Genomic DNA, 13,905 nt, shown 5'->3' on the forward strand with positions numbered 1-13,905 from the left:
TTATCGGGGTCACCGACCTCACGGAAGGTATGGACAGAGACGACCGCGACGATCCGTTCGGAGACTTCTTCGAGGAGATCGAGCGGATGATGAACGAGATGGCCACCGGCGACGCTCCGTCGGCCGACGACGCCGGGTTCGGCTCCGACACCCACGTCGACGCGTACACCACCGAGGAGTCGGTGCGTCTCGTCGCCGACCTCCCCGCCGTCTCGAAGGAGGACCTCTCGCTCCGCTGTGACGGCGACGCGCTCACCATCTCCGCGGTCTCCGACCGGCGCGAGTACGACGAGACGGTCGACCTCCCCGCGCCCGTCGACGAGCACTCCGCCGACGCGACGTTCAACAACGGCGTCCTCGAGGTCTCGTTCGACCGCGACGAGGACAGCGCGTCGATCGACCTCGTCTGAGCCGGCCCGCCTCCCGGGGCTCGCTCGCTCTCCTCACTCCTCCTCGGCGGTCCGCCGGACGAGCGCCGCGAACCGGTCGTAGAAGCCGTCCTCGTACTTCGTCGCGGCGTCGACCGTCGGCCGCGCGTTCGTCTCGTTGACGACGAGCCGGTCGTCGGTCGCGAGCAGGTCGACGCCGAGGTAGTCGATCCCCAGCGCCGCGGCCGCGCGCTCCGCGAGGTCGCGCGCTCGCGGATCGAGGTCGACGCCGCGAGCGGTCGCACCGCGGTGGACGTTGTGTTTCCACCGGCCGGCCGCGAGCGCGTCGGCGTCGAGTTCGCGTTCCACCGCCCCGGCGTACGCGCCGTCGACGACCATCGCGCGGTAGTCGCGCGCGTCGGGAAGGTACTCCTGAAGCAGGAACGACTTGTCGCCGGTCGCGCGGTAGTCGTGGATCAGGTTCAGGTAGTCGACGACGCCCAGCAGCGAGTCGAGGTCGGTCGCGGTCGCGACGCCCACCCCGCGGGTCGCGGAGTTCGGCTTCACGACGACCGGGTAGGAGAACTCGCTCGCGGCGTCGACGACGACCGACTCGTCGACGGGGTTCGACACGAGCGTCGTCTTCGGCGTCGGGAGGCCGGCGGCGGAGAGCGTCGCCAGCACGCCGGCCTTGTTGCGCGAAGTCACGACCGCGTCGCGGCCGTTCACCCACGGCACGCCCAGCCGCTCGTCGACGACCGCGCCCTCCATGAGCCGGGTGGGGTAGACGAGGCCGACGTCGAAGTCGGCGAACTCGTCGGGGTCGTCCGCGCCGTCTCGCGCCGCCGCGCCGCCCGAGACGCGCAGCGCTCGCTCTTTCGCTCGGACGTGACCGACGTCGATGCCGCGGTCCGCGAGGGGTCCGCGCACGCGCTCGAACGTCTCCGCGTCGGTGGTCATCGCGAGCCGGAGCATAACCGTGTTGGGGGCCGTTCGGACTTAAAAACGGCGCGAGCGGAACGACGGCAGCGACGCGTTCCGACGGCCGGTAGCGCGTGCCTCGCGGCCGGGGACTCGGAGGCGTTCACCGTCGATTCGCAGTCTGATACGTACGAATAAGCGGTCGAGGTGTCGGCGAGGTCTCCCGTCGATACGCGCGAAGCGACCTATTGGAGGTGGCCTTCCTCGCGGAGCTGTTCGGCCTCGCTCTTCTCGTAGCGCCACGAGATGTCGGCCTTCTCGTCCTGCCAGTCCCACGGCTCGACGAGGACGATGTCGTCTTCGCGGATCCACACGCGCTTTTGCATCCGGCCGGGGATGCGCGCGGTCCGCTGTTTCCCGTCCGCGCAGCGCACCTTGACGCGGTTCGCGCCGAGCATCTCGACGACCTCCGCGAACACCTCGTCGTCGTCGGGCATCCGGAGGTCGTTCCGACCGCCGCCGTCTCCGTTGCTCATGCGTACGCGGTGATACGCGCTCGCGGAAATAAAAGGGCCGCTCTCCGCCGGGACCGAAACGGCCCTTTTACCTCCGGGGACCGCCGAGGCGACGACATGCGTGACACGCTCGGACTCGAAGGCATCGCCGGCGTCCTCGTCGTCCTCGTCGGTATCGGTATCCTGACCCTCCGCGATCCGGTCGTCGCCGGCGCCCTGATGGTCGTGCTCGCCGGTCTCGCGCTGATCGCGAAGGGGCTCGTCGACACCGCCATGCGATCGTTCGGGCTGAAGTGAACCCTCGGCGGCGGTCCGACCGACTCCGGACGAGCGGCCGTCCGCTCGACGCGGCGTTCACCGTGGTCCCGAAAGAGTCATAATCGCCGACCGTCCCTCACCGGGTATGGTCGAAGTACCTGCCGTCGCGGTCGAACTCGTCGAACTCCTCGCCGCTGCCGTCGGCGCCGGCGCGGCCGCCGCGGTCGGCGTCGTGCTCGAACAGTTCGGGCTCTCCGCCGTCTCCGGCGGCGATCTCGTCCTCGGCGCGTGGGCCGTCGGCATGGGACTGATCGCGCTGTACGTCGGCCTCGTCGGTCTCGGCTACGAGCAGGCGCTCCCGCGGCTGCGCCGCCTCGCGAGCGGCGAGTAACTCACAGGTCCCCATCCGCGGCGAGTTCGCGCACTCGGTCGGCGCGCTCGCGGATCGCCGCCCACTCCTCGTCGTCCTTCTTGTCGACGTGCGAGTACATCAGCCCCATTCGCCCGGTGCCGCGGAGCGTCTCCTCGTTCTCCTTCAGGAAGTCCCAGTAGAGCGCGTTGAACGGGCAGGCCCCGTCGCCCGTGGTCCGCGAGACGGCGTACGGGCAGTCGGCGCAGTGGTCGCTCATCCGGTTGACGTAGCTCCCCGAGGAGGCGTACGGCTTCGAGGAGAGCACGTCCGTGCCGAACGACCCCATCGCGACGACGTTCGGCGTCGTCACCCAGTGGTAGGCGTCGACGAAGCCGAGGTGGAACCACTCGTTCACGTCGGCGGGGTCGGCGCCGTACACGAGCGCGAAGTTCGACAGCACCATCAGCCGCTCGATGTGGTGGGCGTAGCCGAACTCGCGGACGTGCCCGACCGCCTCCGAGAGACACCGCATGTCCGTCTCGCCGTCCCAGTAGGCGGGGGGAAGCTCCCGGTCCTGTTCCAACTGATTCGCCTCCGCGAGCTCCGGCATCGCCTCGCGGTAGACGTGGCGCATGAACTCCCGCCAGCCGATCACCTGCCTCACGAACCCTTCTACGGCGTTGAGCGGGACGGGGGCGGGCTCGTTGCCCCCGGCCGCTCTGCCCCCGGTCGCTCCGTCCTCGCCGTCCGCCGCGTCCCCGCCGAACTCGCTGAGCGAGGTCGCCGTCCCGCCCGCGTCGCCGTGGTCGTCTGGGTCGTACGCGCCGGGCTCGACCCCCCGCTCCTCGTAGGCGCGCTCGACCGCCCGCACCGGCTCGCGCGGGTCGAGCAGCCCGAGGTTGATCGCCGGCGACAGCAGCGAGTGCGAGAGGAACGGCTCGCCGCCGACCATCGCGTCCTCGTACCGTCCGAACGCGGACAGCCCGTCGCGGACGAACCGGTCGAGCGCCTCGCGGGCCTCTGCCCGCGTGACCGGCCACGCGAACCCGTCGAGCGCGTCGTTCCCCCACGTGTCGAACCGGTCGCACACCCACGCGTGGGTCTCGCGGGTCAGCTCGTCCGGCTCGAACGTCGGCCGCCCCGGCGGTTCCCAGTCCTCCGGCGGCGTCTCCTGATTCAGGTCGTCGTAGTTCCACTCCCCGCCGACCGGCTCGCCGTCGTCCATCAGCACGCCCGTCTCGCGACGGACGTGCCGGTACCAGTGCTCCTGCCGGTAGGTGCGCTCCGCGGCCCCGTCGGCGCCGATCTCGGTCCCCTCGTCGCCGGCCCACTCGCGCCAGTCCGCCGGCGTCGTCCAGAACAGCTCGTTGTCGACGAGTTCGAGGGTGCCGCCGCGCTCGGCGACCAGCCCGCGGAGCCGCTCGCCGGCGCCGTGGCTCGCGGGGCGCATGAGCCGCAGGCGCGGCCCGTCGTCGTCCTCGCCGTCGTTCGCCTCGGCCGCCCGACCGGCGAAGAACTCGTCGAGCCCCTCGCCGAACGACTCCGCCTGAACGTACGTCACGTCGTGGCCGCGATCGCGGAGGTCGTCGCGGAAGTGCCGCATCGCCGAGAACACGAGCGTCAGCTTGTGGGCGTGGTACGGCTTCCGGTCGGCGAACCCGTGCGCTTCGATCAGGAGGACCTCGTCGGCCGCGTCGAGGGCGTCGAGGTCGGGGTTGAGCTGGTCGCCGAGCAGCCAGCAGGTCGTCCGGTCGCTCACGGGACGAATAACGGTCCCGAGTCTCATAGCTCCGGCGGCGTCGCTCGGCCGCGACCTCCCGGAACGACGCGTCACCCGCGGACTTTTGTCGGCCCCCGTGTCGGGCGAGCCATGGACGAGATCCTCACGAACTGGCTGCTCGGCCTCATCGCCGCCCTCCTCGCCGTGCTGGTGCTCGACTCGACCGGACAGTCCTTCCTCGCGCCGCTCTCGCCGGTCGCGAACGTGCTCGCGCTCGTGACGTTCCTCGCGTTCGTCATCCTCACCGGGGCGTTCCTCGTGTACACGGCGTCGTTCCGGGACCTCTGATCCCCGCTTCGGGCCGAGCCCGTCGCTGCCGCCGCGCGTAGCTTTTTGTTCCGCCTCGAACTGGTGCGCGTATGGAGTACACCACGCTCGGCTCCACCGGCACCACCGTCTCGAAGATCTGTCTCGGCTGTATGAGCTTCGGCGACCCGGACTGGCGCGAGTGGGTGCTCGACGAGGAGGCGGGCCGCGAGCTCGTCGACCGCGCCGTCGAACTCGGCGTGAACTTCTTCGACACCGCCAACATGTACTCGAACGGCGCGAGCGAGCGCGTCCTCGGTGACGCCCTCGGCGAATACGACCGCGAGGAGTTCGTCGTGGCCACGAAGGGGTACTTCCAGATGGACGAGTCGAACCCGAACTCGGGCGGCCTCTCCCGGAAGGCCATCGAGCAGGAGCTGTCGAACTCCCTCGACCGGCTCGGCATGGAGACGGTCGACCTCTATCAGATCCACCGCTGGGACGACGACACGCCGATCGAGGAGACGCTCGCCGCGCTCGACGACGCGGTGCGACGGGGCGACGTGCGACACGTCGGCGCCTCCTCGATGTGGGCCCACCAGTTCGCCGAGGCGCTCCACGCGAGCGACCGCGAGGGGTACGAGCGGTTCGCCACGATGCAGAACCACTACAACCTCGCCTACCGCGAGGAGGAGCGCGAGATGCTCCCGCTGTGCGAGAAGGAGGGAATCGGCGTGATGCCGTGGAGCCCCCTCGCGCGCGGCTACCTGACGCGCCCGCACGAGGAGGTCGACGCCACCCTCCGCGGCGAGACCGAGGAGCACCTCTACGCGCACCCCTACCGCGAGGGCGGCGGGCGGGCGGTCAACGAGCGAGTCGAGGAACTCGCCGCGGAGGAGGGCGTGAAGATGGCGCAGATCGCACTCGCGTGGCTGTTCCACAAGGAGTGGGTCGACACGCCCATCGTCGGCACGACGAGCGTCGAACACCTCGAAGACGCGGTCGAGGCGCTCGACGTCAACCTCTCCGATTCCGACGTGGAGTGGCTCGAAGAGCCGTACGAGCCGGTCCGCGTCTCCGGTCACGAGTGACGGCGGAGCGCGACTCCGGCTGCGCGCTCGGCGACCTAAATCGTGTTTTAGGAATATGTCGATAAGTCATTTGTATGCTAGTGAATGTCTCACTCATATGGCCGACGACACCGACCGAACCCCGACCCGGTCGAGAACGGAGTACGCTCGCACCCGGATCCGGTGTCCGAACTGCGGCGACCGCGTGCCTGCGGCCGGCCGGGACACGGACTCGGCGGAGTGCCCGAACTGCCACCGGCTGATTCGGACCTGACGCCGGCTCGGGGCCGCCAGCGGAGCGCCGGTCCGACACCGCCGCCCGCCGGCTATTTATAAACACACCGTCGCGGGCGCCACGACAACCCTTTTCGGCGGCGCCGCCGAACCGTGGCGCATGGCAGACGACGACGCCACCGACCCCGAGAACGGCGAGGGCGGCGAACAGAGCGACGGCGACGACGGCGAGGAGAAGTCGTTCCGCGAGCGCGTCGAGGAGATCCGGGAGCGACGCGAGCAGGAGCGCGAGGAGGGCGACCGGCCCGACCCGGAGGAGATGATGGGCGGCGGCGGCGGCCCGCCGGGGATGGGCGGTGGCGGCGGCGGCAACCCCTTCGCGCAGATGATGTCCGGCATGATGGGCGGCGGCGGCCCCGGCGGCGCGGGCGGCCCGCCCGGCATGGGCGGCGGTCCAGGCGCGGGCGCAGAACAGGGCGCCCGCGGCGACGACGGCGGCAACGAGGAGCTCGTCCGCGAGGTGCGCCAGCTCCGCGACGAGGTCCGCGACGCCACCCGCCAGCTCCAGCGCATCGCGCAGGCGCTCGAAGACGACTGAGCCGACGGTAATCTCTTTTCGGTCCCGACCGCTTCACCTGACCCGAACAGCGTCACGCTCGTCTATCGACCGGTAGTGAACGCGCGCGGGAGCGTCAACGACCCGCAGAAAACCGCGCCGTCGACCGCCCGCTACCGACGTTCGCGCCGCCCGGCTAACACTCCGACCAGCCGCACGACTCGCACGTCTTACAGCCCTCGGAGTAGTAGAGGTTCATCCCGCCGCACTCGGGACACTCGGGCGACTCGCCCGCCGCGATGAGCTGCTGGGTCGAGTCGTCGGCGCCGGCCGCGTCGTCCTCGCCCGTCGGAGCGGTCCCGCTCGGGGCGCCGGTCGCCGCGCCGGCGTCGACCGCGCCGCCGTCGGTCTGGCTCGGCGGACTCGCGCTCGACGCGGCCTCCCCGACGTCGTCGAGGCTCTGCTGTTGAGGGATCCCCTTGTCGACGTCGTCGTCGAGGTAGCGCCGCAGCGCGGTGCCGATGGCGTCCGGGATCGACTGGATCTGCTCGCCCTTGTCCCAGGCGACCTTCGGGCTCCGGGTGCCCTGGAGCTCGTCGACGATCTCCTCGGGGTCGACGCCGGAGCGCAGCGCCGTCGAGATGACCTTCGCGAGCGCCTCGGTGAAGGAGTTGGTGTAGCCGCCGGAGTGGCCGATGTTCGCGAACAGCTCGAACGGTCGACCGTTCTCGTCCTCGTTGATGGTGACGTACAGCTTGCCGTAGCCCGTCTCGACCCGCTGGGTGACGCCCGACAGCGAGTCGGGGCGCGGGCTGCGCTCGCTGTAGTCGATCCGGGGCTGCTCGGTCGCTTCGAGCAGGTCCGCGACCTCCGCGTCGATCGCCGCGCGGACGTCCTCGTTGTCGAGGAACGCCTCGACGCCGCCGAAGACCTCGTTGATCTGCTCGACGATGGTCTCCGCGGCCTCGCTCTCGTCGGCGAACTCCGTGTTCTGCGCCCGCGTCGTGAGCACCTGCTTCGAGCGGGTGCCGTCGCGGTAGTAGGTGACGCCCTTCCCGCCGTTCTCGTAGATGTACTCGAAGACCTCCTTGGCGTCGCCCAGCGTCGAGTCGTTGGGCGCGTTCACGGTCTTCGAGATGGCGGAGTCGACGCCCTTCTGACAGGCGACCTGGACGCCGGCGTGGTCCTTCGCCGAGAGGTCGCCGGTGACGACGAACAGCTCGCCGATGGCGTCCGGGACGGTGTCGAGCCCCTCGACGCCGTCGAACGCGTTTTCGGCCATCTGCGCCTGCGCCTCGCGCTTGACGGCCTCGACGTCGACGTCGTTGGCCTCCAGCGTGCGCAGGAAGTAGTCGTCGAACTCGACGAGCATCTCGTCGCCCTGGACGTCGTCGGAGACGTTCTTGTAGTAGGCGACGTTGTAGATCGGCTCGCAGCCGCCGGTCGTGTTGCCGATCATCGACGTCGTGCCCGTGGGGGCGATCGTCGTCGTGTTGTGGTTCCGGATCGGGAAGCCGTCCGCCCACTCGTCGGCGTCGAGCCCGGTGAAGTGCTCGAACCAGTCGCGGTGCTCGGTCGGGTTCGCGTACTTCGAGTCCGCCCAGTCGTTGAACGTCCCGCGTTCCTCGGCGAGATCGTGGGAGGCAAGCTTCGACTCGTGGTTGATGTGGGTCATCAGCTGCCGGGCGATCTCGTTGCCCGACTCGGAGCCGTAGCGGACGCCGAGCTGGACGTACAGCTGCGCGAGCCCCATGATTCCGAGCCCGATCTTCCGCATGTCGCGGACCTTCTCCTCGATCTCGTCGACCGGGAAGTCGGACATCGTGACGACGTTCTCGAGGAAGCGGGTGCCGTACGCGATCCGCTCTTCGAACTCCTCGAAGTCGATCGCCTCTTCGAGGAACGCCTCGACCGCGGCCGCCTCGGAGTCGTACTCGTCAGCGTGCTCGTCCGACCAGACGCGCCAGTCGGGCGCGTCGAGGTCCGCGAGCGTCGAGAGGTTGATGTGGCCGAGGTTACAGGCCTCGTACTCCTCTAACGGCTGCTCGCCGCAGGGGTTCGTCGCGAGAATCTGGTGCTCCGGGTGCTCCTCCACGTCGAAGGAGTGCTCCTTGTTGATCCGTTCGAGGTAGACGACGCCCGGCTCCCCGTTCTCGTGGGCGCCCTGGATCATGTGATCCCAGATCTCCGCCGCCGGGACGGAGAGCTCCTCGCCGACCTCGACGTGCTCGCCGAGCCCGAACATGTCGTAGAGCTCCTTCGTCTCCGGGGTGGCGACGTGGGGCTCCTCGGTGCGGGGGTTGGTGAAGGTGAACTCCTCGTCGTTCGCCAGCGCCTCCATGAAGTCGTCGGTGACGCCGACGCTGATGTTGAAGTTCGAGAGGTGTCCCTCGACCGCGTTCCGGAGGTGCTCGGGCACCTTGCCGTCCTCGTCGATGAGCTCGCGGGCCTCCTCCAGCGCGTCCGCGAAGGAGTTGTGCGTGAAGTCGTCGGGGTCGTTGAGCCGCAGCGAGTGGGCCAGCGAGACGTCCTTGTTCTTCGCGTGGATGAACTGGATCACGTCCGGGTGCGAGATGCGCATGACGCCCATCTGGGCGCCGCGGCGCGCGCCGCCCTGCGCGATCGTCTCGCACATCTGGTCGAACGTCCGCATGAACGTGATCGGCCCGGAGGCGATGCCGCCGGTGGAGCCGACGGAGTCGCCGTACGGCCGGAGCTTCCAGAACGCGTACCCCATGCCGCCGCCGGACTGGAACACCTCGGCCGCCTCCTTGGCGGTCTGGTGGATGTCGGTGATGTCGTCGCCCGGCGAGTCGACGAAGCAGGCGGAGAGCTGCTGGAGCTCGTCGCCGGCGTTCATCAGCGTCGGGGAGTTCGGCATGAAGGAAAGCGACTCCATCCCCTGTCGGAACGTCTCGGCGGTCGCCTCGACGTGGTCGCGCACCCCGTCGGGGAGCTCGGGAACGACCGTCTCGTACGCGAACTTGTTGACGTTGTGGGCCGTGAGCGTCGCCTCCGCGTCGTCGTCGGCCGTCGTGCCCGCGCCGAACACGTCCTCGGCGAGCTCGTCGCGCCGCGGGTGGTCGGGCTTCAGCTGGTCGGGCGTGACGGTGACCTCGACGCCCTGGTTTTCAGCCTCGAAGACGGCCTCCGCGAGCGCGACGTTTCGCGCGACGCGGTCAAAGAGTTCCTCCTGGTCTTCGATCGGTTCGCCGTCCGCGTTCTTCCGGAGGTAGCGCGCGGGCAGGATGTTCTGGTAGGCGTTGCCCGTGAGGCGCTCCTCCATCGTCTCGCCCGTGGTTCGTTTGATCGGCAGTTCGACTCCGTCGGCGGAGACGCCGTCGCTGCTCATTCGGCGGCCACCCCGCTGGCTTTGCGTGGAATATGGATCATCTGTAGTGTTAGTGTACTGGCGAGGCGGGCCCTTGTACGTTCGGATGTTCGGCCCCGCCCGGCTTCTACATGTCCGATTCGGTATGTAACGTCTCTCCGGTGCGCCTGACGCTGAATCCGGTACGTCGGTAAGGAATGGGCTCTGGACACATAAGCATAGGTAGACCGGAGTGAAACTGGTCGTCGATCGAAAAAACCACACGATGTGAGCGGTCTCCCACGGGAACAGAAGGGGGGTCGATCGAGGCGGCAACCGCCGGCCCAGCCGGCGCCCGATACCGCCGTGTCGGCCGATGTCGGGCGGATCCACGCTCGGCCCCATCACCGGAATGCCTGAAGACCTATCAGAACTAGCAAACGACTTCCGGCTCCTCCCACAAGCTTATGCCCGGCGTCGCCGTGGTCCGGGACATGACCGCAACGTCGCTCGCGCTCGCGGGGCTCGCCGCGCCGGCACAGGCCGCGCTGCTCGGCAGTCAGGTCGGGCAGCTCCTGGTCGCCCTCGTCGCCGTCGCGCTCGTCATCGTCGTCGGCAAGTTCGTATTGAAGCTCGCGTGGCGGCTCGTCACGATCGGCATCGTCGTCGTCGCGGCGTTCTACCTGCTGTCGACGCTGGGACTTGTCTAAAAACCGCCGCGGGCCGGCCGCCGGTTCGGGTCGAAGCGCCCGGCTTACTGGAACGCCGCGCCCGGTTCGGCCTCGGTGCGGTCGACCTCCGACCGCTTGAACTGCTTTTCTATCTCCTCGTAGCGCTCGCGCGTCTCGGGGGTGACGCTCGGGTTCACCTCGCTCAGCGCGTCCTCGAAGTGCTCCATCGTCACGCGGACGTTGCCGACGGACTCGCCGACCTCCTCGCGCGTGACGCTGCCGATGAACTCCCGAGAGGCGTTCATCGACGCCTCGCGGGCGACCGCCTCGATGTCGGCCCCCACGTACCCCTCGGTCTTGCGGGCGAGGGCGTCGAGGTCGACGTCGTCCGCCAGCGGCTTATCCCGCGTGTGGACCTCGAAGATCCGGCGGCGCGCCGCCTCTTCGGGGACTGGCACGTGGACGTGCCGGTCTAAGCGACCAGGGCGGAGCAGCGCCGAGTCGATGAGGTCGGGGCGGTTCGTCGTCGCGACGACGACGACGTCCTCCAGCGACTCGAGGCCGTCGAGCTCCGTCAGCAGCTGGGAGACGACGCGCTCGCCCACGCCGGAGTCGCCGGAGTTCTTCCCGCGCTCGGTGGCGATCGAGTCGATCTCGTCGAAGAACACGATCGTCGGCGCGTTCTCGCGGGCCTTGCTGAACACCTCGCGGACGCCCTTCTCGGACTCGCCCACGTACTTGTTCAGCAGCTCGGGCCCCTTGATCGAGATGAAGTTGGACTCGCTCTCGTTGGCGACGGCCTTCGCGAGCAGGGTCTTCCCCGTGCCCGGCGGGCCGTACATCAGGACGCCCTTCGCGGCCTGCATGTCGAGCTCGTCGAACACCTCGGGGTACTCGAGCGGCCACTGGATCGTCTCGCGGAGCCGCTCTTTCGTGTCGCCGAGGCCGCCGACGTCGTCCCAGGTGGTGTCGGGGACCTCCACGAACACCTCCCGCAGCGCGGAGGGTTCGATCCCCTTGATCGCCTCCTTGAAGTCCGACTCGGTCACCTGGATGCTGTTCAGCACGTCGGCGTCGATCTCGTCCGATTCGAGGTCGATCTCCGGGCGGATGCGCCGCAGCGCGTGCATCGCGGACTCCTTCGCCAGCGATTCGAGGTCGGCCCCGACGAAGCCGTGCGTGTTCTCGGCGTACTCGTCGAGGTCGATCCCGTCGGTCAGCGGCATGTTCCGCGTGTGGACCTGAAGGATCTCCTTGCGACCGTCCCGGTCGGGGACGCCCACCTCGATCTCGCGGTCGAAGCGGCCGCCCCGTCGGAGCGCCTGATCGATGGCGTCGACGCGGTTCGTCGCCCCGATGACGACGACCTCGCCGCGCTCTTCGAGCCCGTCCATCAGCGAGAGCAGCTGCGCCACGACGCGGCGCTCCACGTCGCCGCCCGCCTCCTCGCGCTTGGGCGCGATGGAGTCGAGCTCGTCCATGAAGATGATCGACGGCGACTCCTCGGACGCCTCCTCGAACACTTCGCGGAGCTGCTCCTCGCTCTCGCCGTAGTACTTCGACATGATCTCCGGGCCGGAGATCGTGTGGAAGTTCGCGTCGATCTCGTTGGCGACCGCCTTCGCGATCAGCGTCTTCCCCGTGCCCGGCGGGCCGTGGAGCAGGACGCCCTTCGGCGGGTCGATGCCGAGGCGCTTGAACAGCTCCGGGTGCCGCATCGGGAGCTCGATCATCTCGCGGACCTGTTCGAGCTCGTCGTCGAGCCCGCCGATGTCCTCGTAGGTCACGTCCGGCCCCTCGCCGGTGCCGCCCGCGGCCTCGCCGCGGTCGGCGATCTCCTCGGCGGAGATCTCGGAGATGCTGATCTCCGTCTCGTCGGTGATGACGACCGTGCCGCCGGGGCTCGTCTCGGCGATCTTCATCGGGACCGCCTGCGACTGGCCGCCCATCAGCCCGAAGCCGAGCGAGGTCCGGATCGTCTGCCCCTCGGTCACCGGCTGACCGGAGAGCTTGTCCCGGATGAACGGGGCGATCTGCCCCCGCACCCGCAGCTGGCTGGGGAAGGCGATCGTCACCGCGTCCGCCCGCGAGACGTCGACGTCCTCGACGGTGACGCGGTCGTCGATCCCCACGTCGGCCTCCTGGCGGAGGCGCCCGTCGATGCGGATCACGCCCGTCCCGTCGTCCTCGGGGTAGCCGGGCCAGACGCGGGCGATCGCCGCCCCGTCGGCGCTCTCGACGCGGACGATGTCCCCGCCGGAGAGCCCGAGCTCGTCGGCCGCGACACGGTCGATTGCCGCCAGGCGACGGCCGGCGTCCTTCTGTTTCAGCGGCTTGACAGTGAGCTTCATCGGTCGCCCTCCACGGTGAGCACGCCGTTGTTCACCGCCACGTCGGCGGCCGTCCCGGGCAGCTCGAACTCCGATTCGACCGGCCCGTCCGGTCCCTCTACGACGACGATCGCCGTCTCGCCGACGGTGTCGACGGTGACGGCCTCGTCGTCGACGTCGAGGTCGGCGGCGACGGTCCAGCCGTCGTCGTACTCGTACCGGCGCAGCAGCGCGCCGTCGCCGGTCGATCGGGTCTGTATGTGATTCATCCTAACTACGAGTTAGTCGCGTAAGTATTTAAACTTGACGCTCAAAATCGCATGACGTGAGTGCCTCTTTGTACTAACGGTAGTGTAGCGGTTCGAGCGATTCCACCGCCGACCGTCCGCCGTCGTGCGGTCGGACCCGCGGCGCCGATCGAGTCGCCGAGCGCGCGTCGGCTCCCTCGGGCGCTTATACCGCTCGGCGCCGAACCGCCCGGACATGGAACGGGTCACCCACGACGGTCGCGCGACGGCGTACCGCCGCTTCGACCGCGGCGGCGACGGGCCGACGGTCTGCTTCGTTCACGGCAGCGGCGGCACGAAAGACATCTGGAAGTCGCAGGCCAGGCTGGCCGACCGGGTTTCGAGCGTCGCCGTCGACCTCTCCGGGCACGGCGACAGCGACGACGTCGCGACACCCGCCGGCCCCGAGACGCTCAACGCGTACGCGGACGACGTGATCGCCGTCGCGGAGGAGACGGGGGCGACAGTCCTCTGCGGCAACTCCCTCGGCGGCGCGGTCGCGCTGCGGGTCGCCTTAGAGCGCGACCTCGCGCTCGACGGTCTCGTCCTCGCGGGCACGGGCGCGAAGCTCGCGGTGGCCGAGCCCCTCCGCGGCGCGCTCGCCGACGATTTCGAGCGGGCCGTCTCGCTGCTCCACGAGCCGGACCGCCTCTTCCACGACGCGCCGCCCGAGTACGTCGAGCTCTCCGAGGCGGCCATGCGCGAGTGCGGGCGAGCGGTCACCGAACGCGACTTCCTCACCTGCCACCGGTTCGACGTCCGGGAGCGACTCGACGAGATCGGCGTCCCGGCGCTCGCGCTCGTCGGCGCGCACGACGAGCTCACGCCGCCCGCGTACCATGAGTACCTCGCGGACGGGATCCCGGCCGGAGAGCTCGCGGAGGTCCCCGACGCCGCGCACCTCGCGATGCTCGAAGCGCCGACCGCGTTCAACGACGCGCTCTCCGCGTTCCTCGGTCGATTGTAGGCCGCCCGTCTCGCCGGTCGTCGGCTCGCGACCGCGGGGA

15 protein-coding genes are annotated in these 13,905 nt (G+C 69.4%); 9 read left to right on the forward strand and 6 right to left on the reverse strand.

What is annotated here, in order from left to right; genetic code table 11:
• The first annotated feature begins 29 nt into the window (after positions 1 to 29).
• Entirely contained in the window at positions 30 to 410 is a 381-nt protein-coding gene (locus EXE47_RS00295) for an Hsp20/alpha crystallin family protein (protein WP_049930219.1), read from the forward strand.
• Between the two features lie 33 nt (positions 411 to 443).
• Here the strand turns inward: EXE47_RS00295 and EXE47_RS00300 are convergent, their stop codons facing one another.
• Entirely contained in the window at positions 444 to 1,343 is a 900-nt protein-coding gene (locus EXE47_RS00300) for a RimK family alpha-L-glutamate ligase (protein WP_094553473.1), read from the reverse strand.
• 191 nt (positions 1,344 to 1,534) lie between these two features.
• A complete protein-coding gene (gene eif1A / locus EXE47_RS00305; protein WP_004597376.1) occupies positions 1,535 to 1,825 on the reverse strand; it encodes a translation initiation factor eIF-1A in 291 nt (96 codons plus the stop codon).
• A 96-nt stretch (positions 1,826 to 1,921) separates the two neighbouring features.
• On the opposite strand from eif1A, the gene EXE47_RS00310 reads away from it, so the two are divergent.
• Positions 1,922 to 2,101: a hypothetical protein gene (locus tag EXE47_RS00310; protein WP_049930222.1), complete on the forward strand. Its 180-nt coding sequence runs from the start codon at positions 1,922 to 1,924 to the stop codon at positions 2,099 to 2,101.
• Positions 2,102 to 2,207: 106 nt separating this feature from the next.
• The gene (locus tag EXE47_RS00315; protein WP_089308354.1) at positions 2,208 to 2,453 is read left to right on the forward strand and encodes a hypothetical protein; all 246 of its coding nucleotides are present in this window, start codon (positions 2,208 to 2,210) and stop codon (positions 2,451 to 2,453) included.
• 1 nt (position 2,454) lies between these two features.
• Here the strand turns inward: EXE47_RS00315 and EXE47_RS00320 are convergent, their stop codons facing one another.
• Positions 2,455 to 4,173, reverse strand: a complete 1,719-nt coding sequence (locus EXE47_RS00320; protein ID WP_137707941.1) for a cryptochrome/photolyase family protein — start codon at positions 4,171 to 4,173, stop codon at positions 2,455 to 2,457.
• Positions 4,174 to 4,284: 111 nt separating this feature from the next.
• Between EXE47_RS00320 and EXE47_RS00325 the strand changes: the two genes are divergently transcribed.
• The 4 genes from EXE47_RS00325 to EXE47_RS00335 all read left to right on the forward strand — a co-directional run bounded on the left by EXE47_RS00325 (position 4,285) and on the right by EXE47_RS00335 (position 6,342).
• Positions 4,285 to 4,482 carry a hypothetical protein gene (locus EXE47_RS00325; RefSeq protein ID WP_049930226.1) on the forward strand — a complete coding sequence of 66 codons (198 nt, stop codon included), beginning with the start codon at positions 4,285 to 4,287 and terminating at the stop codon, positions 4,480 to 4,482.
• A gap of 71 nt (positions 4,483 to 4,553) precedes the next feature.
• Positions 4,554 to 5,531: an aldo/keto reductase gene (locus tag EXE47_RS00330; protein WP_089308352.1), complete on the forward strand. Its 978-nt coding sequence runs from the start codon at positions 4,554 to 4,556 to the stop codon at positions 5,529 to 5,531.
• A 97-nt stretch (positions 5,532 to 5,628) separates the two neighbouring features.
• Entirely contained in the window at positions 5,629 to 5,784 is a 156-nt protein-coding gene (locus EXE47_RS18585; RefSeq protein ID WP_176450687.1) for a hypothetical protein, read from the forward strand.
• Positions 5,785 to 5,904: 120 nt separating this feature from the next.
• Entirely contained in the window at positions 5,905 to 6,342 is a 438-nt protein-coding gene (locus EXE47_RS00335; protein ID WP_094494609.1) for a hypothetical protein, read from the forward strand.
• Positions 6,343 to 6,496: 154 nt separating this feature from the next.
• Here the strand turns inward: EXE47_RS00335 and EXE47_RS00340 are convergent, their stop codons facing one another.
• Positions 6,497 to 9,652 carry an adenosylcobalamin-dependent ribonucleoside-diphosphate reductase gene (locus EXE47_RS00340; protein ID WP_049930231.1) on the reverse strand — a complete coding sequence of 1,052 codons (3,156 nt, stop codon included), beginning with the start codon at positions 9,650 to 9,652 and terminating at the stop codon, positions 6,497 to 6,499.
• Positions 9,653 to 10,077: 425 nt separating this feature from the next.
• Here EXE47_RS00340 and EXE47_RS00345 point away from each other — a divergent pair, with 425 nt between their 5' ends.
• Positions 10,078 to 10,320 carry a hypothetical protein gene (locus EXE47_RS00345; RefSeq protein WP_049930233.1) on the forward strand — a complete coding sequence of 81 codons (243 nt, stop codon included), beginning with the start codon at positions 10,078 to 10,080 and terminating at the stop codon, positions 10,318 to 10,320.
• A 44-nt stretch (positions 10,321 to 10,364) separates the two neighbouring features.
• On the opposite strand, the gene EXE47_RS00350 is transcribed toward EXE47_RS00345, so the two are convergent.
• Together EXE47_RS00350 and EXE47_RS00355 are read right to left on the reverse strand one after the other, a co-directional pair.
• Positions 10,365 to 12,632 (reverse strand): CDC48 family AAA ATPase, encoded by a 2,268-nt coding sequence (locus EXE47_RS00350; protein WP_137707942.1) that lies wholly within the window; start codon positions 12,630 to 12,632, stop codon positions 10,365 to 10,367.
• Positions 12,629 to 12,880 (reverse strand): hypothetical protein, encoded by a 252-nt coding sequence (locus EXE47_RS00355; RefSeq protein ID WP_049930235.1) that lies wholly within the window; start codon positions 12,878 to 12,880, stop codon positions 12,629 to 12,631. The genes EXE47_RS00350 and EXE47_RS00355 overlap by 4 nt, the downstream gene beginning before the upstream one ends.
• A 214-nt stretch (positions 12,881 to 13,094) precedes the next feature.
• Here EXE47_RS00355 and EXE47_RS00360 point away from each other — a divergent pair, with 214 nt between their 5' ends.
• Positions 13,095 to 13,865 carry an alpha/beta fold hydrolase gene (locus EXE47_RS00360; protein ID WP_137707943.1) on the forward strand — a complete coding sequence of 257 codons (771 nt, stop codon included), beginning with the start codon at positions 13,095 to 13,097 and terminating at the stop codon, positions 13,863 to 13,865.
• The last annotated feature ends 40 nt before the right edge of the window (positions 13,866 to 13,905 follow it).

Origin of the sequence: Halorubrum sp. GN12_10-3_MGM, assembly GCF_005435235.1 — an archaeon.
Lineage (GTDB): Archaea > Halobacteriota > Halobacteria > Halobacteriales > Haloferacaceae > Halorubrum > Halorubrum ezzemoulense.